Annotated in this window: 29 protein-coding genes; 24 read left to right on the forward strand and 5 right to left on the reverse strand. The window is 66.6% G+C overall.

Going from position 1 to position 22,945, the window contains the following annotated elements; genetic code table 11:
* Positions 1–6: 6 nt before the first annotated feature.
* From ASC94_RS04735 to ASC94_RS04750, 4 genes are read right to left on the reverse strand one after another with little or no spacing between them, the layout of a single operon-like run.
* Positions 7–279 (reverse strand): flagellar biosynthetic protein FliQ, encoded by a 273-nt coding sequence (locus tag ASC94_RS04735; protein WP_056391404.1) that lies wholly within the window; start codon positions 277–279, stop codon positions 7–9.
* A gap of 27 nt (positions 280–306) precedes the next feature.
* Positions 307–1,065 (reverse strand): flagellar type III secretion system pore protein FliP, encoded by a 759-nt coding sequence (fliP, locus tag ASC94_RS04740; RefSeq protein WP_056391407.1) that lies wholly within the window; start codon positions 1,063–1,065, stop codon positions 307–309.
* Positions 1,062–1,442 carry a FliM/FliN family flagellar motor switch protein gene (locus tag ASC94_RS04745; protein ID WP_056391410.1) on the reverse strand — a complete coding sequence of 127 codons (381 nt, stop codon included), beginning with the start codon at positions 1,440–1,442 and terminating at the stop codon, positions 1,062–1,064. Before ASC94_RS04745 ends, fliP begins: the two co-directional genes overlap by 4 nt.
* Positions 1,443–1,445: 3 nt before the next feature.
* Positions 1,446–2,321, reverse strand: coding sequence for a FliM/FliN family flagellar motor switch protein (locus tag ASC94_RS04750; protein WP_229417161.1), 876 nt, complete (start codon positions 2,319–2,321; stop codon positions 1,446–1,448).
* 528 nt (positions 2,322–2,849) lie between these two features.
* On the opposite strand from ASC94_RS04750, the gene ASC94_RS04755 reads away from it, so the two are divergent.
* The 17 genes from ASC94_RS04755 to ASC94_RS04835 all read left to right on the forward strand — a co-directional run bounded on the left by ASC94_RS04755 (position 2,850) and on the right by ASC94_RS04835 (position 17,095).
* Positions 2,850–3,203, forward strand: coding sequence for a flagellar hook-basal body complex protein FliE (locus ASC94_RS04755; RefSeq protein WP_056391413.1), 354 nt, complete (start codon positions 2,850–2,852; stop codon positions 3,201–3,203).
* A 136-nt stretch (positions 3,204–3,339) separates the two neighbouring features.
* Entirely contained in the window at positions 3,340–5,103 is a 1,764-nt protein-coding gene (gene fliF / locus ASC94_RS04760) for a flagellar basal-body MS-ring/collar protein FliF (RefSeq protein WP_056391417.1), read from the forward strand.
* Positions 5,087–6,109, forward strand: coding sequence for a flagellar motor switch protein FliG (locus ASC94_RS04765; RefSeq protein WP_056391420.1), 1,023 nt, complete (start codon positions 5,087–5,089; stop codon positions 6,107–6,109). Before fliF ends, ASC94_RS04765 begins: the two co-directional genes overlap by 17 nt.
* Positions 6,109–6,807, forward strand: a complete 699-nt coding sequence (gene fliH / locus ASC94_RS04770; protein ID WP_056391423.1) for a flagellar assembly protein FliH — start codon at positions 6,109–6,111, stop codon at positions 6,805–6,807. Before ASC94_RS04765 ends, fliH begins: the two co-directional genes overlap by 1 nt.
* Complete coding sequence (gene fliI / locus ASC94_RS04775) at positions 6,804–8,114, forward strand: flagellar protein export ATPase FliI (protein WP_056391427.1); 1,311 nt, start codon at positions 6,804–6,806, stop codon at positions 8,112–8,114. The genes fliH and fliI overlap by 4 nt, the downstream gene beginning before the upstream one ends.
* Positions 8,111–8,563, forward strand: a complete 453-nt coding sequence (fliJ, locus tag ASC94_RS04780) for a flagellar export protein FliJ (protein WP_307718829.1) — start codon at positions 8,111–8,113, stop codon at positions 8,561–8,563. The genes fliI and fliJ overlap by 4 nt, the downstream gene beginning before the upstream one ends.
* 84 nt (positions 8,564–8,647) lie before the next feature.
* The gene (gene fliD / locus ASC94_RS04785; RefSeq protein WP_056391431.1) at positions 8,648–10,066 is read left to right on the forward strand and encodes a flagellar filament capping protein FliD; all 1,419 of its coding nucleotides are present in this window, start codon (positions 8,648–8,650) and stop codon (positions 10,064–10,066) included.
* Between the two features lie 25 nt (positions 10,067–10,091).
* Positions 10,092–10,481: a flagellar export chaperone FliS gene (gene fliS / locus ASC94_RS04790; RefSeq protein ID WP_056391434.1), complete on the forward strand. Its 390-nt coding sequence runs from the start codon at positions 10,092–10,094 to the stop codon at positions 10,479–10,481.
* A complete protein-coding gene (locus ASC94_RS04795) occupies positions 10,474–10,866 on the forward strand; it encodes a hypothetical protein (RefSeq protein WP_200955548.1) in 393 nt (130 codons plus the stop codon). The genes fliS and ASC94_RS04795 overlap by 8 nt, the downstream gene beginning before the upstream one ends.
* Positions 10,863–12,323 carry a flagellar hook-length control protein FliK gene (locus tag ASC94_RS04800; RefSeq protein ID WP_157201278.1) on the forward strand — a complete coding sequence of 487 codons (1,461 nt, stop codon included), beginning with the start codon at positions 10,863–10,865 and terminating at the stop codon, positions 12,321–12,323. Before ASC94_RS04795 ends, ASC94_RS04800 begins: the two co-directional genes overlap by 4 nt.
* Before the next feature lie 7 nt (positions 12,324–12,330).
* Complete coding sequence (locus ASC94_RS04805) at positions 12,331–12,801, forward strand: flagellar basal body-associated FliL family protein (RefSeq protein WP_056391440.1); 471 nt, start codon at positions 12,331–12,333, stop codon at positions 12,799–12,801.
* A 24-nt stretch (positions 12,802–12,825) separates the two neighbouring features.
* On the forward strand, positions 12,826–13,569 hold the full coding sequence (locus ASC94_RS04810) for a FliA/WhiG family RNA polymerase sigma factor (protein WP_056391442.1): 744 nt from the start codon (positions 12,826–12,828) through the stop codon (positions 13,567–13,569).
* A gap of 30 nt (positions 13,570–13,599) precedes the next feature.
* Positions 13,600–14,517: a flagellar motor stator protein MotA gene (motA, locus tag ASC94_RS04815; protein ID WP_056391444.1), complete on the forward strand. Its 918-nt coding sequence runs from the start codon at positions 13,600–13,602 to the stop codon at positions 14,515–14,517.
* Complete coding sequence (locus ASC94_RS04820) at positions 14,501–15,493, forward strand: flagellar motor protein MotB (RefSeq protein ID WP_056392154.1); 993 nt, start codon at positions 14,501–14,503, stop codon at positions 15,491–15,493. Before motA ends, ASC94_RS04820 begins: the two co-directional genes overlap by 17 nt.
* A gap of 66 nt (positions 15,494–15,559) precedes the next feature.
* Positions 15,560–15,835 (forward strand): flagellar biosynthesis anti-sigma factor FlgM, encoded by a 276-nt coding sequence (locus tag ASC94_RS04825; protein WP_056391446.1) that lies wholly within the window; start codon positions 15,560–15,562, stop codon positions 15,833–15,835.
* Positions 15,832–16,311, forward strand: a complete 480-nt coding sequence (gene flgN / locus ASC94_RS04830) for a flagellar export chaperone FlgN (protein ID WP_229417162.1) — start codon at positions 15,832–15,834, stop codon at positions 16,309–16,311. Before ASC94_RS04825 ends, flgN begins: the two co-directional genes overlap by 4 nt.
* Positions 16,298–17,095: a glycoside hydrolase family 73 protein gene (locus ASC94_RS04835; protein ID WP_056391449.1), complete on the forward strand. Its 798-nt coding sequence runs from the start codon at positions 16,298–16,300 to the stop codon at positions 17,093–17,095. Before flgN ends, ASC94_RS04835 begins: the two co-directional genes overlap by 14 nt.
* On the opposite strand, the gene flgA is transcribed toward ASC94_RS04835, so the two are convergent.
* Positions 17,080–17,769 (reverse strand): flagellar basal body P-ring formation chaperone FlgA, encoded by a 690-nt coding sequence (gene flgA, locus ASC94_RS04840; RefSeq protein WP_229417163.1) that lies wholly within the window; start codon positions 17,767–17,769, stop codon positions 17,080–17,082. The two genes, ASC94_RS04835 and flgA, sit on opposite strands and share 16 nt — an antisense overlap.
* A 140-nt stretch (positions 17,770–17,909) precedes the next feature.
* Here flgA and flgB point away from each other — a divergent pair, with 140 nt between their 5' ends.
* The 7 genes from flgB to flgH all read left to right on the forward strand — a co-directional run bounded on the left by flgB (position 17,910) and on the right by flgH (position 22,941).
* Complete coding sequence (gene flgB / locus ASC94_RS04845) at positions 17,910–18,272, forward strand: flagellar basal body rod protein FlgB (RefSeq protein WP_056391451.1); 363 nt, start codon at positions 17,910–17,912, stop codon at positions 18,270–18,272.
* Positions 18,273–18,283: 11 nt separating this feature from the next.
* Positions 18,284–18,700: a flagellar basal body rod protein FlgC gene (gene flgC, locus ASC94_RS04850; RefSeq protein ID WP_056391455.1), complete on the forward strand. Its 417-nt coding sequence runs from the start codon at positions 18,284–18,286 to the stop codon at positions 18,698–18,700.
* Positions 18,701–18,703: 3 nt separating this feature from the next.
* Complete coding sequence (locus ASC94_RS04855; protein WP_056391458.1) at positions 18,704–19,372, forward strand: flagellar hook capping FlgD N-terminal domain-containing protein; 669 nt, start codon at positions 18,704–18,706, stop codon at positions 19,370–19,372.
* 90 nt (positions 19,373–19,462) lie between these two features.
* Entirely contained in the window at positions 19,463–20,722 is a 1,260-nt protein-coding gene (locus ASC94_RS04860) for a flagellar hook protein FlgE (protein ID WP_056391462.1), read from the forward strand.
* Positions 20,723–20,738: 16 nt separating this feature from the next.
* Complete coding sequence (gene flgF, locus ASC94_RS04865) at positions 20,739–21,464, forward strand: flagellar basal-body rod protein FlgF (RefSeq protein WP_056391464.1); 726 nt, start codon at positions 20,739–20,741, stop codon at positions 21,462–21,464.
* A 23-nt stretch (positions 21,465–21,487) separates the two neighbouring features.
* Positions 21,488–22,279, forward strand: coding sequence for a flagellar basal-body rod protein FlgG (gene flgG, locus ASC94_RS04870; RefSeq protein ID WP_200955550.1), 792 nt, complete (start codon positions 21,488–21,490; stop codon positions 22,277–22,279).
* Positions 22,279–22,941 (forward strand): flagellar basal body L-ring protein FlgH, encoded by a 663-nt coding sequence (gene flgH, locus ASC94_RS04875; RefSeq protein ID WP_056391469.1) that lies wholly within the window; start codon positions 22,279–22,281, stop codon positions 22,939–22,941. Before flgG ends, flgH begins: the two co-directional genes overlap by 1 nt.
* The last annotated feature ends 4 nt before the right edge of the window (positions 22,942–22,945 follow it).

Genomic DNA, 22,945 nt, shown 5'->3' on the forward strand with positions numbered 1-22,945 from the left:
GCGCGCCTACCCTACCAGTGTCGCGGCGCGGGTAAAGATGGACACGCAATAGTCCATCAGGTAGCCGGCCATCCAGCGCCCCGCCACGATCAGCGCCAGCAGGGTGACCAGCAGGCGCGGCAGGAAGCTCAGGGTTTGTTCGTTGATCTGGGTGGCCGCCTGCACCAGGGCCACCAGCAGGCCCGTGATCAGGCCCGGCACCACCAGCACCAGGACCAGCAGCATCACCATGTGCAGCGATTCGACTATCAGGTCGACCGCGATATCGGGAGTCAGCATAGCGTGTTTGCAGCGTAGTGGGCGGCGCTAATACGCCTGGATGCTCGTCACGAGCGTGTTCACCGTCAGGGTCCAGCCGTCCACCAGCACGAACAGCAGCAGCTTGAACGGCAGCGAGATGACCAGCGGCGAGAGCATCATCATGCCCATCGCCATCAGCACCGAGGACACCACCAGGTCGATGATCAGGAAGGGAATGAACAGCAGGCAGCCGATCTGGAACGCGGTTTTCAATTCGGACAGCACGAAGGCGGCCAGCTTCACGGTGAAAGCATGGTCGGACGGCTTGGCCACGTTGTCCTCGCCGGCCAGGTGGGCGATCTGCTTGAGCGCGGCCTTGCTGGTCTGGGCCAGCATGAAGCGCGACACCGGGCGTTCGGCGATCTGCAGCGCTTCCTGCAGGCCGATCTTGTCCTGGTCGTAGGGCACGAAGGCATCCTTCCACACCTGGTCGCCGATCGGCCGCATCACCAGCAGGGTCAGGATCAGGGCCACGCCGGTGACCACCCGGTTGGGCAAGCCCTGCTGCAGGCCCAGGGCCTGGCGCAGCAGCGACAGCACGATCACGAAGCGGGTAAAGCTGGTCATCATCATGACCATGATGGGCAGCAAGCCCAGCAAGGTCATGATGATCAGGATCTGGGTCTTGACCGTCAGTTCCGTCTTGGCGCCCGGCACCACGTCGGCCAGCAGGTCGACCGCGTGCGCCGGCGCGCTCGCCAGCAGGCACAGGAACAGGGCCGCCGCGCCGGCGGCAGCGAGCGTCCTGCGGGCAGCCAGGGTCATGGCGTCATCATGTCGAGGTTCAAGCCGTCCAGGTCGATCACCTTCAAACCATAGTTTTCGCCCGCCACCACCACTTCGGCGCGGCCGATGGCGGTGCCGTTGACCTTGATGATCAGCGGTTCGCCGGCCAGCACGTCCAGCTCCACCACGCTGTCCGGGCCGATGGCCATCAGGTCTTGCAGCGAAATGCGCGCCGAGCCCACTTCCAGGGTCAGCGTGACGGGAATCTTGCGCATCATCTGCGGCAGGTCGCGGCGGCCGCCGCTGCGGGCCGGCGCCACGTCGGCCAGGTCGTTGCTGACCTGGTCGATGATCATTTCTTCCGACAGGTCCTCCAGCAGCGCATCGCTGGTGCTGTTTGCGTTAATGTTCATCATGGATTATTCGACATCTTCAAAAGAGGTTAAACAGAGCTTGCCCTTGTGCTCGCTCACGGCGGCCGTAAACAGGCGCGAATCGTCGAGCAGGACTTCTGCCCGGTGCATGCTGATCGGGATCACGTCGCCGATGCGCAAGTCGAACAGGTTGCCCAGTTCCATTTCCTTGCTGACCAGGCGGCCCTGCAGGCCCACCTGCAGGCGCGCGCCCAGCGGCGCCTGGTTGCGCCCGGCGCGGCGCGCGGTGTCGCGCTCGGGCTGCAGGCCGCGCAGCACGCTGGCCATCAGATTCTTGTCGAGGGCAAACAGGAAACGGCCGCTGAGCGGCTGTCCGCCTTCACTGTCGGGGTCGCTCACCGTGACACCGATCACCCAGCCGCCCCTGGCCGGCAGCGCGCCGCCGGCCGGCTTGAAGCCCGCGTCCTCGCCCGGCTTGGCAGCCAACGCGGGCGCCGGCAAGTTCGATTCGATGCGGCCGGCCAGGGTCCCGGCCAGCTGCTGGCCCAGCACCACGGCCAGGCGCTCTTCGGTGGCGGTTACTTTCACGGCGGTATCGTCGGCAGCCGCATTGCTCTTGGCGCGGCCGTAGCGGTAGTTCAGCACCGCCAGCAGCACCTTGCGCTCCAGCGAGAACGCGATCTGCCCGGCAGGGGCCGAGAAATTGGTCCAGCGCAGCGCGGTTTCTTCGCCGTCCAGGCGCGAAAACGCCACACTGTCGACCTGGAAACTGCCCCAGTAGCGGCGGTTCACATTCAGCCGCATGGCCTGGGCCAGGTCTTCCTTGAGCTGGGCGGCAAAGGCCGGCAGCCTGTGCACCGGCCTGCCCAGCAGGCAGGGGTCCAGAACTTGGTGTTGCTCAGTCTGTTTTATGATGGTCATTTCAGTGATCTGGTCGGTACGCTGTGAGCGCGCTGGCGATACGCCGATTGTTGCACAACCGCATGCCATATCCTAGCTTAAAAAGCGCCTGCGAAGCTAGGGTGTTCTGTCCGCGCAGCGGAGCCGAAGCTTACAACAATTCCCCTATTATTGCTATGGATCAATAGAGGGCGAATAAAACGTTTTCTCCCTCTAGGGGCTTTACAGGGAAGTTGCCAGCGGGTAAGCTTATTCGTAGCATGACGGCGATGCAGCCGCAACGCAACAAAAAACCGCGAAAGTGATGCTTAGTGCATGATTAAAAAGGAAATTCTGTCGTTTTCCTGCGCCACTCGGCGGCTTGGGAACGGCTTTTTTGTTGTTTCGATGCACGCCGATACGCCGAACTAATTTCCAGCATGTATCATTCCCCTGAGTCCGCTTTGAGACGCGTCGCAGCCGGCGGTGATCCCCGGGCACAGTCCGGATATGGCCAACATGGGGCTATGTAGCCATGTGTAAGCAACGTTGCAATTAAGTGGAGGTTTCATGGCTAATGAATTTGCCAGCCTGATCCAGGCGGATCTGGCATCCCTGACGAATGCGGCGGCCGACCTGTCGGTCAACGCCATCGCCCCGGCGGCCCAGTTCGGCGCCGTGGCCGGCCACGGGGGCAATCCCTCGTTCTCGTTTTCCCAGTCCATGCGCGACGCGGTGACCCGCGTCAACAATGACGACGCCATGGCGGCCCAGAAAATGGCCGACGTGGACGCCGGCCGCAGCGACGACCTGGTGGGCGCCATGCTGTCCAGCCAGGAAGCCAGCCTGTCCTTCTCGATGCTGATGCAAGTGCGCAACAAGGTCATGGGCGCCGTCGACGAACTGATCAAACTGCCGCTTTGATCGCAGCAGCATTGCCGGCCAGGTTGCCGGCCCTGACTACCGCAGTACTGCACGCTGACCTGCAGCGTACCCACGCCGGCCCGCGCCGGCCGTCGTTTCCCGTTCCGGCTTTAACCTTTCCACGCGAAAGACCACAGTGATCAACACCATCAAGTCCGCCTTCGGGCGCTGGCGCTCAGGCGACGGCGCAACTCCCGCCCTACCGCCTGCCTTGCTCAAAAATCTCACTCCCATCTTGCTACTCGCGGTCGGCGTCACGGCCCTGGTGCTGATGGTGCTGTGGAAGGACCAAGCGGCCTACAAGCCGGTCTTCGGCGCGCGCGAAAAAGTGGTGGCGGCCGACATGATGACGGTGCTGGACGGCGAACACATCCCCTACCGCGTGCACCCGGACAGCGGCCAGGTGCTGGTGCCCGAATCCATGCTGGGCAAGGTGCGCATGCTGCTGGCCTCGAAGGGCGTGACGGCCCAGCTGCCGGCCGGCCTGGAACTGATGGACAAGAACGACCCGCTGGGCGTGTCGCAGTTCGTGCAGGACGTGCGCTTCCGGCGCGGCCTGGAAGGCGAACTGGCGCAATCGATCATGACGCTGGACGCGATCGCCTCGGCGCGCGTGCACCTGTCGATCGCCAAGTCGACCTCCTTTGTCAGCAGCGACGGCGACAAGTCGTCGGCCTCGGTGGTGATCGCCACCAAGCCGGGCCAGAAGCTGTCGCCGGAAACCATCGCTGCCGTGGTCAACATGGTGGCCGGCAGCGTGGCCAGCCTGAGCCCGGCGCGCGTGAGCCTGGTGGACCAGGCCGGCAACCTGCTGTCGTCCCACGTGGACCTGGCCGACGGCTTCGACTCCTCGGCCGCCACCAATGAAAACGGCAAGCGCCTGCAGGATGAGATCCGCAACAACATCCGCGGCCTGCTGGGTCCCATCGTCGGCGAAGACAACTTCCGCCTCAGCGTGACGGCAGCCGTGAACAACGACAAGGTCGAGGAAACGGTCGAGAAATACGGCGAAACCCCGAAAGTGACCAGCGAAGCCATGCGCGAAGAGCAGGACCGCAACCGCCTGGTGATGGGCGTGCCCGGCACCCTGTCGAACCGCCCGCCCGCGGCCGACGCGCCCAAGACCAATCCGGCCGACCCCAACCAGCAGCCGGACGGCACCGCCAAGAAGAACGCCACCACCCGCCAGTACGCCTACGACCGCAGCATCGTGCAAACCAAGCATGCGCGCGGCACGCTGGAAAAGCAGAGCGTGGCCGTGGTGCTGGCGCAGGCTGCCGCACCGTTCCCGAAAACCGGCTGGACCGCCGCCGAACTGGCCAATATCGACAAGGTGCTGCGCAACGGCCTGGGCATCAACGCCGAGCGCGGCGACACCCTGATCGTCACCGCCATGAATTTCCCGGCCAAGGCCGCCGTCACGCCATGGTGGCAGGAGCGCGACACCGTGGTCGACTTCGGTTCCTGGCTGAGCTACGCGGTAGGCGCCATCCTGGCCTACTTCCTGCTGCTGCGCCCCATGCTGCGCCTGGTCACGGCGCGCTTCGCGCCGGCCCAGCCGCAGGCAGTGGCCCTGCAGGGCCGCGGCGCCGCAGCGCGCGCCGCCGGCAGCGCCGAAGCCACCGTGGTGGGCGGCCAGGCCGGCGCCCAGCCGGCGCCGGGCGCCCCTGCCCTGGGCTCGCCGGAGGCGGGCCACGAAGGCAAGGCCGACCAGCAGGCGGAACAGGCTGCCAAGCCTGGCATGCCGGTCGTGCCGCTGCTGGAGAACTACGACCTGCCGCCGACCGGTTCCTCGGTCGACGTGATGGTGGACCACCTGAAGATCCTGGCGGAAAAAGAGCCGGAACGCGTAGCCGAAGTCGTCAAACAATGGATGCAGAAAAATGGCCGAACTCAATAACGAACTGCCCGATACTGCGGGCCTGACCCCGGTCGAACAGGCCGCCATCGTGCTGCTGAGCATAGGCGAGGAGCCGGCTGCCGCCGTGCTGCGCTGCCTGTCGCGCGAGGAGCTGCTGGAAGTGACGCAAGTGATGTCGCGCATGAGCGGCATCAAGGTGGAAGCCGTGAAGACCGCCATGCAGTCCTTCTTCGACGATTACCGCGAACAGTCCGGCGTGCACGGCGCCTCGCGCGCCTACCTGAAGCGCTCGCTGGACCTGGCGCTGGGCAACGATATCGCGAACACCGTGCTCAACAATATCTACGGCGACGAGCTGCGCCCGAAAATGGCGCGCCTGCAGTGGGCCTCGCCGAAGTGGCTGGCCGAGTACATCGCCAACGAGCACGTGCAGATGCAGGCCGTGTTCCTGGCCTTCCTGCCGCCCGCGCTGGCCGGCCAGATCATCGACGCGCTGCCGCTGGAAGGGCGCGACCTGGTGCTGCTGAACCTGGCGCGCCTGGACGAGATCGACCGCGACCTGCTGCAGGAGCTGGACGAGCTGGTGGACCGCTGCCTGGGCAACTTCGACTCGCAAAGCACCAGCGTGGAAGGGATCCGCCAGACCGCCGAGATCCTCAACCGCCTGCCCGGCAACCGGGCCCAGATCGTCGAACTGCTGCGCGCGCACGACCCGGAAGTGGTGAACCAGATCGAACTGTCGATGTACGACTTCCTGATCCTGTCGACCCAGACCGAAGCGACCCTGTCGCGCCTGATCGAGGAAGTGCCGCTGGAGCAGTGGGCCATTGCGCTCAAGGGCGCCGAGCTGGCCATCCGCGATGCCATCCTGAAGACCATGCCGAAACGCCAGGCGCAAGCCTTCGAGGACATGATGCGCCGCGCCGGTCCGGTGCCGATGTCGCGCATCGAGCAGACCCGCCAGGAAATCATGGCCACCGTCAAGGCGCTGGCCGATGCCGGCGAAGTCGAAGTGCAGCTGTTTGCCGAAACGGTGGTGGAATAATGAAGCAGTTCCGTCCCTACCGCTTCCCGCCCCTGTCGCAGTTCGCGCCGCCGCCCACCCGCAACGGCGGCACCGGCATGGCCACCGACAGCGCCCAGTGGCAAGCCTCGGTCAGCGAGGGCTTTGAACAGGGCCAGCGCGACGGCTACGAGATCGGCCTGCAGCGCGGCCAGGAGGACGGCTTCGAGGCCGGCCGCAACGCCGGCTTCGAGCAGGGCCGCGAGGAAGGCCGCAATGAAACCCTGGTCGGCTTCGACACCATGGCGCGCCCGGTGGAAGCCATGCTCAAGGGCCTGAAAAAACTGCGCGCCGACTACCGCGCGGCGCAGCGCAAGGAAGTGGTGGACCTGGTGGCCAAGGTGGCGCGCTCGGTGATCCGCGCCGAGCTGGCGCTGCAGCCGGTGCAGATCATGGCCCTGGTCGACGAGACCCTGGCCTCGATGCCGCCGACCCGCGAAGACATCGACGTCTACCTGAACCCGGAAGAACTCAAGCGCATCGCCGACCTCGATCCGAAGCGCACCAAGCGCTGGAACCTGATCCCCGACCCGCGCCTGGACATCGGCGAGTGCCGCATCCGCGCCGGCGACAACGAAGTCGATGCCGGCTGCCATCAACGTCTTGCTGCCGTCATGGAACAGGTCGATAATCAACTGCAGGCCGCTGATAGCGGCGACGAGTCCGAGAGCGAAGAATGATAGCTGATGCCTTGCGCAAGCTGGAGCTGGACGCAGTCCCCATGGCCACCCCGACCGGGCGCCTGGTGGGCGCGTCCGGCCTGCTGCTCGAAGCCATGGGCTGCCCCTTGCACACGGGCCAGCGTTGCCAGATCGAAACGGTCAGCGGCGAATGGCTGGACGCCCAGGTGGTCGGTTTCCGCGACAAGCTGTCGTACCTGATGCCGTTCAAGAAGGCCATCGGCCTGACCACCGGCGCGCGCGTGATGCCCTCGCCGGAAAAAGTCAGCCTGACCATCGGCCCCGGCTGGCTGGGCCGCATGGTCAACGGGCTGGGCGAGCCGATCGACGGACTGGGCAAGCTGGGCGGCGATTTCCCGCTCGACTACACGCCGCCGCGCGTGCATCCGCTGCGCAAGAAGCCCGTCACCGAACCGCTGGACGTGGGCGTGCGCGCCATCAATTCCATGCTCACCCTGGGCAAGGGCCAGCGCGTCGGCCTGATGGCCGGCTCCGGCGTCGGCAAGTCCGTGCTGCTGGGCATGCTCACGCGCCAGACCGTGGCCGACGTGGTGGTGGTGGGACTGATCGGCGAGCGCTCGCGCGAGGTGCGCGAATTTGTCGACATGTCGCTGGGCCCGGAGGGCTTGCGCAAGGCCGTGCTGGTGATTGCACCGGCCGACGAGTCGCCGCTGATGCGCATCATGGCCACCGAACTGTGCCATTCAATCGCGGCGCACTACCGCGACCAGGGCAAGAACGTGCTGCTGCTGGTCGATTCGCTGACCCGCTACGCCATGGCGCTGCGCGAGCAGGCCCTGGCGCTGGGCGAACCGCCGGCCACCAAGGGCTATCCGCCGTCGGTGTTCTCCAACCTGCCGCAGCTGGTGGAATCGGCCGGCAACGGCGAGAATCCGATCGGCAGCATGAGCGCCATCTACACCGTGCTGGCCGAGGGCGACGACCAGCAGGATCCGGTGGTCGACACCGCGCGCGCCATCCTGGACGGCCACATCGTGCTCACGCGCGAGCTGGCCGAGCGCGGCCATTATCCGGCCATCAACATCGGCGCCTCGATCAGCCGCTGCATGAACCAGGTCATCAGCAAGGAACACGTGCTGGCCGCGCGCGCGCTCAAGGCCTCCATGGCGCGCCACGACCGGGTGCGCGACCTGATCCCGCTGGGCGCTTACGTGCCCGGTGCCGACCCGGTCACCGACAAGGCGGTGAACCTGCATCCCCATGTCGAAGAATTCCTGTGCCAGGGCACCAAGGAAGCGGCGCCCTACCCCGCGTGCGTGGCAACCCTTGAAAGGCTGATGGCATGATGAAAACGAAAAATCCGTCCCACATGGTGCGCAACCTGTCCACGCTGGTGGACCTGCGCAGCAACGAAGTGACGCGGCTGCAGACCGAGATGGCCGCCAAGGAAAGCGTGCGCGAGCGCTACCAGAAAAACCTGGAGCGCCTGACCGGCTTGTACCAGAACAGCGGCGCCAGCGGCAAGCTGCCGATGGCGCTGGCTTCCAACTGCGGCGACTACAAGCAGGCCGTGATGCAGATGGCCGACAGCCACCGGCTCGACCTGTCCATGCACGAGGCCGACATGGCCGTGTCGCAGCGCGCCCTCACCGCCGCCTACGTCAAGCGCGAAGTGCTGGACCAGGTGCTGCAGAAGAAACAGTTGGCTGAAGTGCACCAGGAACAGGCCAAGGAACGCAAGCAGCATGACGAACTGGCAACGCAACTGTGGTTGCGCAGTCAAAAACCGGGTTAATCCACAAAAATTTCATAGGGAAACATTTTCGGTCGCCTGTTAGCACTGTACACTTCCCTCTATAATTTCCCTGGAGCACACATCATGGCCACCACCTCAGTCCCCGGCAGCAGCAGCCCCGACTACCCGGCGTATATGGCAACGCAGCTGGCGACCCGTTACACGGAAGCCTCGCAAGCCCTGCTGGACGACAAGACCAAGGCTGCCAGCAGCGGCGCCAGCGGCATCAGCAAGCTGAGCTCGGCGATGAGCACCTTCAGCAGCGCCATGCTGGCCATGACCACCAAGAAAAGCGTGCTGGCCAATGCGGCCACCTTCAGCAGCGACCTCGGCACCGCCACGGCCGGCCCGGCCGCCGTTGCCGGTACCTACAACTTCTACGTCGAACAGCTGGCCACGGCCGGCCAGATCGCCTACGGCGGCATCACCGACACGGCAGCGGCCGGCAGCGGCAGCCTGAACGTGGTGCTGGCCGACGGCACCAATTTCAACGTCAACCTGGTCAACGCCGACAAGAACCTGGACGGCAATCTGACGGCGCAGGAAGTGGCCACCGCCATTAACCTGGCGGCGGACAACAATTCCACCGTCACCGCCTCCACCATGACGGTCAACGGCTCCACCACCCTGGTGCTGACCTCGAACGGCACCGGCGTGGACAATGCCGCCACCATCGACGCCAGCGGCGTGACCAGCGCCTCGCTCAAGGCCCAGCTGCAAAACGCCGGCACGCAAACCCAGCTGGTGACGGCGCAGGACGCCGTGGTGTGGCTGGGCGCGCCGGACGGCAACCCCGCCAGCCCCAACCGCATGCAGCAGGCCTCCAACACCTTCGCCGTGGTCAACGACGTCAAGATGACCTTCACCAAGGCCCAGGGCGTGGGCGACGCGCCGGTGACCCTGACGGTCAAGGCCGACAACGCCGGCACCAAAGCCAATGTGCAAGCCTTCGTCGATGCCTACAACCAGCTGACCAAGGTGCTCGACGAACTAACCTTTGTGGGCGACACGCCCAACAACAAGGCGCCCGGCCCGTTTGCCAACGATGCCGGCCTGAAAGCGCTGCGCAGCCGCATGCAGGACCTGCTGCGCAAGGAAACGGCCGGCGTCAGCCTGCCGGTGTTCGGCATTACCGCCCAGCGCGACGGCACCCTGGCGGTCAACGCCGACCGCCTGGCCAAGGGCATCGCCACCAGTCCGGATACGCTGGACAAGATTTTCGGCACCGCCAGCCTGAACGACACGTCCGCGCTGCTGGGCGGGCTGGACAAGCTGCTCAAGACCTGGACCAACAGCGTGGACGGTTTCATCGGCGTGCGCCGCGAAGCCAACGAGCGCCTGCAAACCTCGCTGGTCGACCGCCAGAGCGCGCTGGACAACCTGTTCAACAATTCCTACAAGCGCTACCTGCAGCAGTTCACCACCCTGCAGCAGCTGCGCGACCAGATGGCGCAGAACACCAGCATGTTCGACGCCCTGTTCAGCAACAGCAAAGACGCGTAACCCGCACGTAACCCACTCCGAGATCATGATGAACCAGGAAGCCTATAGCAGTTATCACTCCGTCAATCTGGACGCGCAGACGGCGCGCGCCTCGCCGATCGAGCTGGTGCTGGTGCTGACCGACGGCTTGCTGGAGGAGCTGGCGCGCGCGCGCGGCCACGTGGTGGGCAAGCGCTACGAGCTCAAGGCCGCCAGCCTGAACAAGTGCACCGAGATCATCAACGGCTTGTCGAGCTCGCTCGACTACGACCAGGGCGGGGAAGTCGTGGCCAACCTGGGCCGCCTGTATGACTATTGCGTGGCGCGCCTGTACCGCGCCGGCGTGGACATGGACCCCGCCATCCTGGACGAGGTGGTCGGCTTGCTGACCACCATCAAGCAAGGCTGGCTCGGCGTGCAGGCCAAGAATGGATAGGCAACAGCACCTGCTGCAGATGGCGCAGAAAATGAGCGCTGCCACCGCCGCTTCGGACTGGACGGCGCTGTCGGCGATCAACACCCTGATGGCTGCCGCGCTGCCCACCCTGGCGGCGCAAGGCCCGTGGAGCCCGGCCGAGCGCGCGGCGCTGGCCGCGCTGCGCCAGCTGCACCGCCAGGCCGAGCATTGCGCCAAGCTGGCCAGCGACGACCTGGCCGCCAAGCTGAGCGAACTGCAATCCCGCAAAGAAGGCTGGATGGCCTATGCCATGACCAGCGCCGACAACGATACCGGGGCACAGGCCGTTTCCGCCGGCCCCGTCGCCGCCCCCGACCCGATACGCAACCGCAGCGAAGCTGCCGACACCGGAACTACTGCATGACGATGATTTCCTCTTCCGCGCCCGCCGCGTCCACGCCCGGCCCCTTGCTTGACGGTGCCCCATCGGCTGCCGCCACGCCCGGCGCCCCGGCTGCCGCGCTGCCGCTGTTCGCCCAGCTGTTCGGCCAGGCCGAGCCGGCCACGGCCATGGACGCCGGCGCCGATGACCTGACCAGGGACGGCGAAGCCGGCCCGGACGCTGCCCTCGACGCCGGCGCCGCCAGCGCCGCCAATCCGCTGCTGGCCCTGCTGCTGCCAACCGCCGCGCCGGCTGCCGCGCCCGCCTCAGCACCCGCCGCTGCCGGCGCCGCCCCTGCCGGCAGCACCGGCGTGGCCGCGCTGGGTGGCGCCGCCATGGCCCCGGCCTATGGCGCCTATGGTGCGAATGGTGCGTATGGTGCATACGGCACCGCCGGCACTGCCGCCGCGCCCAACGGCGTGCAGGCCGGCCTGCACGCCGGGCTGCCGGCCAGCTTGCAAAACGGCGCACCGCAGGCGAGCACCGCCGCGCCGAGCGCCGCCCCCGCAGCCCCGGGTAGCCCGGCCACCGCCGCTACCTATGCCGCAGAAGCCGCCGCCGCGTCCGCCCGTCAAGTTACAGCCGGCCAGGCTGCCTACGGCGCCGCAGCCACTGCCGCGCCGACCGCAGCCCCTGCCGCCGCCGTGCAGATGGCAGCCCAGCAAGCCGCGCGCGAAGAACGCGCAGCCTACGCTGCAGCGGCCGCCCCCACCAGTGCGCCCGCCCCCGTAGCCGGCAGCGCGCCGCAGCCTGCCGTGCCGAGCGCCCTGCAGCAGGCAGCCGACCAGTTGCTGCAAGGCCAGCGCCACGCCGGCGGCCAGCGCGCCGAACTGGGCACCATCAGCGGCGCGGCCCTGGCGGCCGGCGCCGCACCGGCTGCCGCCCTCGCCGCCTCGGCCGCGAACGGCGGCGACAGCGCCAGCTACAGCGCGGTCAACCAGCTGAACCTGAACGCCGCAGCGGCCCCGGCCGCCCAGCCTGCCCCGGCAGCGGGCGGCGACGCCGTGCGCCTGGCCGGCACGCCCGAACAATGGCAGCAGCCGCTGCGCGACGCCCTGGGCGACCGCCTCCAGCTCAGCCTGCAGCGCAATAACGACCACGCCATGATCCGCCTGGAACCGCCCAATATGGGCACGGTCGAGATTTCCATCCGCCACAGCGCCGGCGCGCTGCAGGTGAACCTGTCGGCCAGCAACAGCGAAGTGCTGCGCCAGCTCAACAATATCGGCGACAGCGTGCGCCAGGACCTGTCGCAGCGCAGCCTGGGCGACGTGGCGGTCACCGTGTCGGCCTCGCCGCGCGGCGGCAACCCCTCGCTGGCCGACGGCGGCTCCGGCCGCCAGCAGGGCCAGGAACAGCAGCAGCGCGCCCCGGGCCGCGCCCTGGGCGACGACGAGCAGGCCGCCGCCACCTTTGCCATGACGACCGAACGGGAGTAAGTACTAGATGAATAAGAAATTGGTGATCGCCATGGTGGGCGTACTGTTGCTGGGCGGCGGCGTGGCCGGCGGCGCGGTATGGTACATGGGCAAGCAAGCGGCCGCCACCGGCGCCGAAGGCAAGGCCGTCAAGCACGAGGAACCGAAGGCGGAAACCGAGCCGCCCAAGTACATCACCGTGGAAAAAGTGATCGTCATGCTCAAGCGCGGCGAAGGCGAAGCCGTTACCCATTACTTGTCGGCCGACCTGGTGGTGGCCACCACGGCCAAGCAGGAAAAGGAATGCAAGGAACACTTGCCGCTGCTGCGCAGCGTGGCCGTGAAGGCACTGTCGGGGCTGCCGATGTCGAAGGCGGCCACCATGTCGATCGACCAGTTCGCCGACGAACTGAACAAGGCTTTCGACGAGACTTATGCGAAGGACAAGCGGGAACGCCCCTTCTCGGAAGTCATGATCGGAAAACTGATCCTGGAGTAAATCGTGGACATGAGTGGGGCGGGCATGGCATATACAGAGCACTACGCGGACAGCTACGCCGACAATTACGGCGCGGCCGGCAGCGCGCCGGGCGCGCACAGCGTGGCCGACGAGCAGAAACACCTGCTGTCGTACGCGCCGCTGGTCAAGCGTATCGTGCGCCAGCTCAATTCGCAGATTGCCGGCGCCATCGACCGCGACGACATGGAGCAGATCGGCCTGATGGGCCTGCTTGAGGCGCTGCGCCGCTACGGCGTGCCCGACGCCGCCTTCGGCAGCTACGCCAGCCTGCGCATCCGCGGCGCCATCCTGGACGAACTGCGCCGCCAGGACTGGCGCCCGCGCGCAGTGCGCCAGCACAGCCACAAGCTGCGCGACGCGGTGCGCGAGCTGACCCGCAAGCTGGGGCGCGAGCCGGACGAGCGCGAAATCATCAGCGGCCTGGGCATCACTGCCGAGGCCTACCAGGCTTACCAGCTCGACGAAAGCGCCGAACTGATGGCCAGCTTCGATGAAGTGCTGCAAGACACCGTCAGCTCCGGCAGCGACGTGGCGCCCAGCCCGGAAGACCAGCTCATGGTGCGCCGCTCGCTGGCGCAGGCGCTGGGCGGCCTGGACGAGCGCGAGCAGCGCGTGGTGCAGATGTACTACGAGTTCGAGCTGAGCTACAAGGAAATCGCCGCCGTGCTGGACCTGACCGACGCCCGCGTCTGCCAGCTCAACAAGGCAGCCCTGAACAAAATGAAAGCGGTGCTGCAAAGCGCCTGATAAGACAATGACGCAGAAAGGCGCACCATCATGCAGCAAATAATCGGTATCTTGATCGTCCTGGGCAGTGTGTTCGGCGGCTTCTTCATGATGGGGGGCGTGTTCCACCAGATCTGGCAGCCGATCGAATTGTTCGTCATTGCCGGCGCCGGCCTGGGCGCGCTGGTGATCGGCAACCCGACCCACGTGCTGAAGGAAATGGGCACCCAGCTCAAGAAAATCATCACGCGCAAGAAATACGACTCGGAATTCCAGCGCCAGTTGCTGCTGCTCATGTATGAACTGCTGCAGCTGGCCGCCGGCGGCCTGAAGGCGCTTGACGCCCACGTCGAGGCGCCCAAGGACAGCCCGCTGTTCCAGCGCTACCCGCTGGTGCTGGAAGAGCCCAAGCTGCTCGCTTTCATTGTCGACAACTTCCGCCTGATGGCCATGGGCAAGATCAACGCGCACGAGCTGGAAGGCGTGCTGGAGCAGGAACTGGAAGCCATCCACGAGGAACTGAACCAGCCGGCCAAGTCGATCGGCAAGATCGGCGAAGCCATGCCGGGCTTCGGTATCCTGGCCGCCGTGCTGGGCATCGTGATCACCATGAACACCGTGTCCGAAGGCGCCACCTCGGGCGAAATCGCCGAGCACGTGGGCGCGGCCATGGTGGGTACCTTCATCGGCATTTTCCTGTGCTACGGCCTGCTCGACCCGATCGCCAACGTGATGAAGCAGCTGGTCAACCAGGAAGGCTCGAACAAGGAATGCGTGAAGGTGGTGCTGGTGACCCACGTGGCCGGCAAGCCGCCGCTGCTGGCGATCGACGCCGGGCGCCGCCTGGTGGCGCTGAACGTCAAGCCGAGCTTCGCCCAGCTGGAACGCTGGATCAACGAGCTGGAAGGCCGCGACAGCGAGCCTGAATCCGGATCGCGCCGTGGAGGTGGCCGTGCTAAAGCCGCATGAGAAACATGAGGAAACCATCGTCAAGCGCGGCGGCGGCAAGCACGCGCACGACGACCACGGCGGCGCCTGGAAGGTCGCCTTCGCGGACTTCTGCCTGGCGCTGATGTGCTTGTTCCTGGTGCTGTGGCTGATGGCGGCGCGCAACACCGAAAGCCTGCAGCACATCCTTACTGAGCAGGATGGCAACAAGACCGACCAGGGCAAGGGCGTCATGCCCGAGCAGGTGGGCGGCCCGCGCGGCAGCCTGATCGAGCGCTTCCCCATGCCGCGCAGCGGCAAGAATGATTCGCCCGGCCAGGCCCTGGCCAGCGGCGAGAGCGCGTCCGAAGTGCAGGACAAGGTCAGCTATGAAACACCGGGCGAGCTGCACAAGCTGGCCAAGGCGCTGGCCAAGCTGAGCGCGGAAACCGGCCTGGCGGCCAACCTGGAATCGGTGATCACGCCCTACGGCTTGCGCGTGATGTTGCACGATACCGACAAACAAGGCATGTTCGTGCGCGGCTCGGCCGTGCCGACCGACCGCTTCCGCGCCCTGCTGCGCAGCATGGGTCCGCTGTTCGAGCGCATGGAAAACCAGATGCTGGTGGTCGGCCATACCGACGCCACCCAGTACTCCGACACCGGCTATTTTGCTTACTCGAACTGGACCCTGTCGTCCAACCGCGCCATGGCGGCGCGCTCCATGCTGCTCTCGGGCGGCATGCGCAAGGACAGCGTGCTGCAGGTGGTAGGCATGGCGGACCGCGCCCCGATCGATACCGGCAAGGTGGACGCCGGCGTGAACCGCCGCATCGAGCTGCTGATACTGACCACAGCCCAGGCCAAGGCGGTGTCCGGCATGTTCGGCATGCCCGGCAGCAAGAACGCACTGGGCGGGGAAATCGACACCGCGCTGCCGGACGCCGAGTCGCTGCAGAAGCTGCGCAACAAGCTGGGGCCGGAAGGCAAGTACGGGACCGGGCGCAATGGCAACTGAACTTTTACTTCGCGCGCGGGCGTAAGGCGGGTTACTATGCACACTTCCAAGACCAGAGGTCAACGTATGAGAATTTCGACTGGCAGCGTGGACGGCCTGGCCGTCCAGCGGGTCGCCGACAGTGCGCCGGCGGACGGCGCGCACGCGCCCGCCGCGGCGCCGGCCACCCCAGAATTGCAATCGGCCGTGCTGCAGCCGGCCCTGGCCGCGCTCAAGGACATGCCGGAGGTGGACTACGAGCGCGTGGCCATGCTGCGCGACGCGCTGGCCAAGGGCGAGCTGCCGTTCGACCCGGACAAACTGGCCGGCCTGATCCAGCGTTTCCACGGGAGCGACAAGTGACATCGGCCGTATCGGCGCCGCCTGCGGCTGCGCCAGCCCAGGCGCAGCCGCAGCCCGGCTCGCGCCAGCACGCCATGCAGTTGTTGTTGGAAGGCATCAGCGCCGACATGGCAGCCTACGCCGAGCTGCAGGACTTGCTGGAACAGCAATTCGATGCGGCGCTGCGCCATCAGCGCGCCCGCCTGGAGCAGGTCGCCGAGGCCGTGTCGGTGCTGGTGGACGCCATGGAAACGCGGCGCGCGCAGCGTGTCGCCTGCGCCGTACACCTGCTGGGCCCAGCGCCCGCCATGGCGCAAGTGTTTGCCCTGCTCAAACCGGAACCGCGCGAACGCCTGCAGCAGCAATGGCAGGCGCTGGAGCTGCGCGTGCTGGAATGCAAACGCCTGAGCAAGCGCAATAGCGACTTGCTGGTTGAACAATACACCATCATGCAGCGCGTGCTGCACGGCGAGGACCAGATTTATGAGCCGGCCTGACCTGCTGCGCCCCACGCAAGCCACCATGGCTACCGCGGCCACCGCCGCCACGACCGCCACCACTAGCAATATGCGGCCCGCCGCAGGCCTGGCCACGGCCGGCTTCGCTTCCAGCACAGGCGCGGGCGCGGCGGGCGGCTTCGGCGCCGCCTTCCGCCAGGTGCAGGGCGACGTGACGGCCCTGATCAACAGCGGCTGGGGCGATGGCGCCGGCAGCGGCGACGCCCTGCCCTCGCAGGCGCTGGGCACGGCCGCTGCGGCACTGCGCGCGCGCGCCGCCGGCGTGATCGACGGCCCGGCCAATAGCGACGGCACCACCACCGCCGAACAGCAGGAATTCCTGGCCACCATCGAACCCTGGGCGGCCGACGCCGCCAAGCGCCTGGGCGTGGCGCCGGCGCTGGTGTCCGCGCACGCGGCACTGGAATCGGGCTGGGGCCAGCGCCCAGTGGGCAACAGCAACAACCTGTTCGGCATCAAGGCCGGCGGCCAGTGGCAGGGCGCAGTCGCGGCCGCCACCACCACCGAGTATGAACAAGGCGTGGCGCTGAAGAAAGTCGAGCGCTTCCGCAGCTATCCCGACCAGGCGGCGGCGTTCCACGATTATGCCAATTTGCTGATCGACAATCCCCGCTACCAGCAGGCGCTCAACACCGGCAACGACGCGCGCGCCTTCGCCAGCGGGCTGGCGCGCGGCGGCTACGCCACCGACCCGGCCTATGCCGACAAGCTCAGCAAGCTAGCCGGCAAAGTCCAACAGATGAAAAATCATTTGGGCGACTGAATGGACACCGGCAGATCGGCAGGTTCCACCGTTCCAGCCCCTGTCACCCTAGCCTTGATGACATTGCCATTGCTGTTGCGCACCCGTACCAGCGCGCCGCGCGCGCCCGGGTCCAGCGCCTCGCCCGCCATGCTCACCTCGATCTGTTCGTTGCGCGCCACGATGCGCACCGCCTCGCCGCGCTTGACCAGCACCTGGGCCGTGAGCATGTTCTGGCGCAGCAGTTCGCCGCTGCGCAGCGCGCGCCGCGCCGCCATGCCCTCCAGCAGCGCCAGGTCGGACACCACGTCCGCCACCAGGCTCACGTCGCGCCGCTCCAGCGCCACGTCGGCCGCTTCCACCGTCCGGCCGCTGGCCACGTCGGCCGCCATCACGGCCACCCGCGCGGTCACCTTGGCGCGCACCACGAACTCGTATTTCCAGCCGCCCTCGCCCGGGCAGCTGGCCACCAGGCGCATGCGCGTCACCTGCCGCGCGTCCAGCACGCCCACCGCCACCGGCGCCGCCGCCGCGCAAGCGGGCAGCACGCGGCTGGTGCGCACCGCCGCCAGCTCGAACTGCGGCTCGGCCAGGCCATTGCCCTCGGCCTGGCGCAACAGGGCCTCGCGCGCGGTTTGTTCCACCAGCGCCACAGTCTGCTCCGCAGTCGTGGCCGCTTCGCCAACAATTGGCACGACGATCGCCAACGCGGCAAAAAACGGATGTAGAATGGGATTGTTGAACATGGGCAATACCTTTACTATGTAGGCTGCGGCGCGCGGTGCGTCCGGTCGCCATTTTACATGGGCAACGTACTTACGACAGGGGGAAACAAATGGGCATCAACTTCAAAGACGCACTCGGCTTGCACGGCGACGCGCTCCATTTGCGGGCCGAGCGCACGCGCATCCTGGCGTCCAACATCGCCAACGAAAACACGCCCGGCTACCAGGCGCAGGACATGGACTTCGCGGCCACCCTGGCGCAGTCCCAGGCACTGCAAACGGGCGAACCCGAGCTCGACTCGGACGGCAACGCGCTGTACCGCGTGCCCTTCCACCCTACCCGCGACGGCAACACCGTCGAGATCGGCGTCGAACAGGCCGCCTTCTCGCAGAATGCCAGCGATTTCCAGACCAGCTTGACCTTCATCAATATGAAGCTCAAGGGGCTGGCCAAAGCCATCAACGGCCAATAAAGGCGCCTCTCATGAGCTTCAAGGATATTTCCCAGATCGCCGGCTCGGCGATGGCGGCGCAGACCGTGCGCCTGAACACCGTGGCCAGCAACCTGGCCAACGCCGATTCCGTGGCCGGCAACGAGAACGAGACCTACCGCGCCCGCAAGCCGGTGTTCGCGGCCGTGATGAACGAAGGCCCCAACGCCGACAGCGGCGGCCGCGTGCAGGTGCTGGACGTGGTCGAGAGCAGCGAGCCGCTGCGCAAGGTGTACGAGCCGGGCAACCCGCTGGCCAATGCCGAGGGCATGGTGTACTACCCCAACGTCAACCAGGTGGCCGAGATGACCGACATGATGTCGGCCTCGCGCGCCTTTGAAACCAACGTGGAAGTGCTGGGTCGCATCCGCTCCATGCAGCAGTCGCTGCTCAAACTCGGTGAAGGTTAAGCCATGCAAACCAATTTCTTCTCGAACACGCCTGTAGCCAGCACGGCCGGCAGCAATCCGCTGGCCAACGGCAGTGAAACCACGCAGATGTTCACCAAGCTGCTGGTGGCCCAGATCCAGAACCAGGATCCGCTGTCGCCGACCGACCCCAGCCAGTTCATCAACCAGCTGACCCAGCTGTCGCAGACCGAGGCGCTGCAAAACGTGGGCAACCTGACCAGCGCCAACGCCAGCATCCTGTCGAGCATGCAAGTGCTGGCCCTGGGCGCGCAGGTCGGTTCGGAAGTGCAAGTTACCGCTACCGAAGTCCAGCTCGACAGCACCAAGGTCAAGGGCGAAATCACCCTGGCGGCCAGCAGCAGCAAGACCACGCTGGTGCTGATCGGCCAGGACGGCCGCGAGCACAAGGTGGAACTGGGTTCGCAGTCGAGCGGCGCGGTGCCTTTCGCGCTGGACCCGCAGGCCCTGGGCCTGCCCGCAGGCACCTACAAGATGCGGGTGGAAACCAGCACCAAGGAAGACCCGCCGGTCGACCTGGTGGGCCGCCTGAACAGCGTGCGCCTGGGTTCGGGCGGCGCCGTGGTCTTGAATGTGGCCAATGTCGGCGAGACGTCGCCGGCCAAGATCACCGCCTTCAACGGCGGCGCAACAGCCAAGCTCGCCAGCAACTGAGCGCAGCAGCCAGCGACACAAACCGCGCTGCCGCCGCAGCGCTTCCCCGACACACCAAATTAACGCAGTACACCACGAAAGGTATCCGCCATGAGTTTCGATATCGCACTGTCCGGCATCCAGGCCATCAACGAGCAACTGGGCACCATCTCCAACAACATCGCCAACGCGGGCACCTACGGCTTCAAGTCGAGCCGCGCCAACTTCGCCTCGCAATACGCGGGCACCCAGGCGGCCGGTGTACAGATCGGTTCCGTGACCCAGAGCATCGGCCTGAACGGCGGTGTCGTGGCCACCGGGCGCGGCATGGACGCGGCCATCAACGGCCGCGGCTTCTTCGTCACCAAGGACATGCAGGGCCAGAACAACTACAGCCGCGTCGGCATTTTCGACGCCAACACCGACGGCTACCTGGTCGACTCGGCCGGCCGCCGCGTGCAGGGCTTCTCGATCACCCCGCCTGCCACCACCCTGGGCCCGATGGGCGACGTGAAGGTGCCGACCGGCCAGATCGCACCGGTGCCCACCACCGAGCTGGACTACGTGAGCAACCTGTCGGCCGACTGGAAGGTGCCGACCACCACCTTCGACGCGCCCAGCGCCGACCCGGCAGCACCGGTGACGCCCGACCCGCAGTCCTACAACATGTCGCGCGTCTCCGTGGTGTTCGACTCGCGCGGCAACCAGCACACGCTGACCCAGTACTTCATCAAGGCCGACGTCAATACCGTGACCGTCAAGTTCGCGCTGGATGGCACCGACGTGGCCCAGGAAAAGGCGCTGACCTTCGACGCCAATGGCCAGCTGGTGCTGACCGCGGCGCCGGCGCCGGAAACCCACGCGCTGACCCTGTCGCCGATGATGCTGGACGACGCCACTCAAACTATCGTGCCCAACGGCGCCTCCGACATCGTGATGGAGATCGACTACACCGGCACCACCCACGCGTTCGGCGAAGCCACCAACTCGACCAACAAGGCCAACGGCTACAAGGCCGGCAGCTTCATCGGCGTGGAACTGGCCAAGGATGGCTCGGTGGTGGCCAAGTACAGCAACGACCAGCGCCAGGCAGTGGGCAAGCTGGCCGTGGCCACCTTCCCCGACGAGGGCTCGCTGACCCCGATCAGCGACACCAGCTGGCTGGCCTCGAACGAATCGGGCACGCCGCTGTACGGCACGCCGGGCACCGGCATGGCCGGCGCGCTGAGCGTGGCCGCGCTGGAAGGCTCGAACGTGGACATCACCTCGGAGCTGGTGGGCCTGATGACCTCGCAGCGCAACTACCAGGCTAACTCCAAGGTCCTGCAGACCGAGAACGCCATGATGCAAGCGCTGATGCAAGCGCTGTAACCGGACCGCCTGACATATGGACGCACTGATCTATACCGCCATGAGCGGCGCCGAACGGGCGCTGCGCGGGCAACAGGTCCACGCCAACAACCTGGCAAACATGGACACCACCGGCTTCCGGGCCAACCTGGAACTGTCGACCGCCCGTCCGCTGAGCGGCTACGGCTACGACGACCGCCACATGGCCGACATGCAGGCCAACGCGGTGAACACCCGCAGCGGCACGCTCAAGTCCACCGGGCGCGAGCTGGACGTGGCCATCGCCGGCAACGGCTTCTTTGCCGTGCAGGGCCCCACCGGCGAGGGTTACACCCGTGCCGGCGCCATCACGCTGGACGCCGACGGCGCCATGACGGTGGGCGGCATGCCCATCCTGGGCGAAGGCGGCCCGATCACCCTGCCGATCCACACCAAGGTGCAGATCGGCCAGGACGGCACGGTCTCGATCCAGTCGCCCGGCACCACCCAGATGCAGGTGGTCGACAAGCTCAAGCTGGTCAACGCCGAGGCGTCCGAACTGACCAAGAACGAAGCGGGCCTGCTGGTGGCGCGCGACGGCCAGCTGCTGGCCACCGACGCCACCGTCAAGGTCAGCGCCGGCCACCTGGAAGGCAGCAATGTGTCGGCGGTCGAGGAAATGGTCGCCACCATGAGCTTGAACCGCACCTTCGAGATGCAGATGAAGCTGTTCAAGGCCAGCGACAGCATGGCCGAAGCCGGCAACCGCCTGATCGGCGGCTGAGCCCCAACCTACAAGGAGTAACCATGAATCCAGCAATGTGGATCAGCAAGACCGGCGTGCAGGCGCAGGACGCGAAACTGCAAACCATCGCCAACAACCTGGCCAACGCCAACACGGTGGGCTTCAAGCGCGACCGCGTGGCCTTCCAGGACCTGTTCTATTCGATCGAGCAGCAGCCGGGCGCGCAGCGCGCCGACAACAACACGCTGGCGCCGTCCGGCGTGCAGCTTGGCAACGGCGTGCAGCTGGTGGGCACGCAAAAGATTTTCACCAACGGTAATATCCAGAACACCACCAACGCGCTGGACGTGGCCATCAACGGCAACGGCTTCTTCCAGGTGCGCCGCCCGGACGGCGAAGCGGCCTACACCCGCGCCGGCCAGCTGCAGCTGGACCAGAACGGCATCCTGGTCAACAGCAGCGGCCTGCCGCTGGTGCCCCAGATCACCGTGCCGGCCAACGCCACCGCTGTCACCATCGCGGAAAACGGCGTGGTCTCGGCCGTGGTGGCCGGCAGCGCCACGCCTGCCGTGCTGGGCCAGCTGACGCTGACCTCCTTCATCAACCCGACCGGCCTGCAGGCGCTGGGCGAGAACCTGTTCGCGGAAACGGCCGCCAGCGGCGCCCCCACCGAGGGCAATCCCGGCACCGACCAGTTCGGCAAGCTCAAGCAGGGCGCGCTGGAAGGCTCCAACGTGCAGGTGGTGGAAGAAATGGTGGACATGATCGCTGCCCAGCGCACCTACGAGATGAACACCAAGGTGCTGACCGCGGCCGACAACATGCTGCAATACCTGTCGCAGGCGGCACGCTGATGAAAACCGCCCTGCCCGCCGTCCTGGCGCTGCTGCTTGGCGGCTGCGCCGCCATCCAGCCGCCCGTGGTCAGGCCGGGCCCCTTCGACGAGGCGCCCACCATGGCGCGCTCGACCGCGCCGCGCGGCACCTCGGGCGGCGTCTACGCCGCCGACGCCGGCCTGTCGCTGACCTCGGACAGCCGCGCCTTCCGCGTCGGCGACGTGGTCACCGTGCTGCTGCAGGAAACCACCCAGGCCTCGAAGAGCGCCGGCACCTCCTTCAAGAAGGATTCCGGGATCAACGTGGCCGCTCCCAGCCTGCTGGGCAAGACCTACCCGAAAGCAGGCATTGACCTGAGCGCCGGCCGCACTTTCGAGGGCGACGCCACCAGCACCCAGCAGAACGCGCTGTCCGGCGCCATTACCGTGATCGTGCAGGAAGTCATGCCGAACGGCCTGCTGCGCCTGGCCGGCGAAAAAATGCTGACCCTGAACCAGGGCGAGGAATTCGTGCGCCTGCGCGGCTACGTGCGCGCGGCCGACATCGACGCCGACAACCGCGTCTCCTCGCTGCGCATCGCCAACGCCCGCATCGCCTATTCGGGCCAGGGCAGCCTGGCCGACGCCAATTCCCCCGGCTGGCTGACCCGCTTCTTCACCAGCCCCTACATGCCCTTCTAAGGTG

It is taken from the genome of Massilia sp. Root418, assembly GCF_001425265.1.
In the GTDB taxonomy this organism is placed as follows: domain Bacteria; phylum Pseudomonadota; class Gammaproteobacteria; order Burkholderiales; family Burkholderiaceae_D; genus Rugamonas.

Excerpts from the sequence above, each read along its gene's own strand:
- ASC94_RS04735 (WP_056391404.1), bottom strand. The coding sequence starts at position 279 with ATGCTGACTCCCGATATCGCGGTCGACCTGATAGTCGAATCGCTGCAC.
- fliP (WP_056391407.1), bottom strand. The coding sequence starts at position 1,065 with ATGACCCTGGCTGCCCGCAGGACGCTCGCTGCCGCCGGCGCGGCGGCC.
- ASC94_RS04745 (WP_056391410.1), bottom strand. The coding sequence starts at position 1,442 with ATGATGAACATTAACGCAAACAGCACCAGCGATGCGCTGCTGGAGGAC.
- ASC94_RS04750 (WP_229417161.1), bottom strand. The coding sequence starts at position 2,321 with ATGACCATCATAAAACAGACTGAGCAACACCAAGTTCTGGACCCCTGC.
- ASC94_RS04755 (WP_056391413.1), top strand. The coding sequence starts at position 2,850 with ATGGCTAATGAATTTGCCAGCCTGATCCAGGCGGATCTGGCATCCCTG.
- ASC94_RS04765 (WP_056391420.1), top strand. The coding sequence starts at position 5,087 with ATGGCCGAACTCAATAACGAACTGCCCGATACTGCGGGCCTGACCCCG.
- fliH (WP_056391423.1), top strand. The coding sequence starts at position 6,109 with ATGAAGCAGTTCCGTCCCTACCGCTTCCCGCCCCTGTCGCAGTTCGCG.
- fliI (WP_056391427.1), top strand. The coding sequence starts at position 6,804 with ATGATAGCTGATGCCTTGCGCAAGCTGGAGCTGGACGCAGTCCCCATG.
- fliJ (WP_307718829.1), top strand. The coding sequence starts at position 8,111 with ATGATGAAAACGAAAAATCCGTCCCACATGGTGCGCAACCTGTCCACG.
- fliD (WP_056391431.1), top strand. The coding sequence starts at position 8,648 with ATGGCCACCACCTCAGTCCCCGGCAGCAGCAGCCCCGACTACCCGGCG.
- fliS (WP_056391434.1), top strand. The coding sequence starts at position 10,092 with ATGATGAACCAGGAAGCCTATAGCAGTTATCACTCCGTCAATCTGGAC.
- ASC94_RS04795 (WP_200955548.1), top strand. The coding sequence starts at position 10,474 with ATGGATAGGCAACAGCACCTGCTGCAGATGGCGCAGAAAATGAGCGCT.
- ASC94_RS04800 (WP_157201278.1), top strand. The coding sequence starts at position 10,863 with ATGACGATGATTTCCTCTTCCGCGCCCGCCGCGTCCACGCCCGGCCCC.
- ASC94_RS04805 (WP_056391440.1), top strand. The coding sequence starts at position 12,331 with ATGAATAAGAAATTGGTGATCGCCATGGTGGGCGTACTGTTGCTGGGC.
- ASC94_RS04810 (WP_056391442.1), top strand. The coding sequence starts at position 12,826 with ATGGCATATACAGAGCACTACGCGGACAGCTACGCCGACAATTACGGC.
- motA (WP_056391444.1), top strand. The coding sequence starts at position 13,600 with ATGCAGCAAATAATCGGTATCTTGATCGTCCTGGGCAGTGTGTTCGGC.
- ASC94_RS04825 (WP_056391446.1), top strand. The coding sequence starts at position 15,560 with ATGAGAATTTCGACTGGCAGCGTGGACGGCCTGGCCGTCCAGCGGGTC.
- ASC94_RS04835 (WP_056391449.1), top strand. The coding sequence starts at position 16,298 with ATGAGCCGGCCTGACCTGCTGCGCCCCACGCAAGCCACCATGGCTACC.
- flgB (WP_056391451.1), top strand. The coding sequence starts at position 17,910 with ATGGGCATCAACTTCAAAGACGCACTCGGCTTGCACGGCGACGCGCTC.
- flgC (WP_056391455.1), top strand. The coding sequence starts at position 18,284 with ATGAGCTTCAAGGATATTTCCCAGATCGCCGGCTCGGCGATGGCGGCG.
- ASC94_RS04855 (WP_056391458.1), top strand. The coding sequence starts at position 18,704 with ATGCAAACCAATTTCTTCTCGAACACGCCTGTAGCCAGCACGGCCGGC.
- ASC94_RS04860 (WP_056391462.1), top strand. The coding sequence starts at position 19,463 with ATGAGTTTCGATATCGCACTGTCCGGCATCCAGGCCATCAACGAGCAA.
- flgF (WP_056391464.1), top strand. The coding sequence starts at position 20,739 with ATGGACGCACTGATCTATACCGCCATGAGCGGCGCCGAACGGGCGCTG.
- flgG (WP_200955550.1), top strand. The coding sequence starts at position 21,488 with ATGAATCCAGCAATGTGGATCAGCAAGACCGGCGTGCAGGCGCAGGAC.
- flgH (WP_056391469.1), top strand. The coding sequence starts at position 22,279 with ATGAAAACCGCCCTGCCCGCCGTCCTGGCGCTGCTGCTTGGCGGCTGC.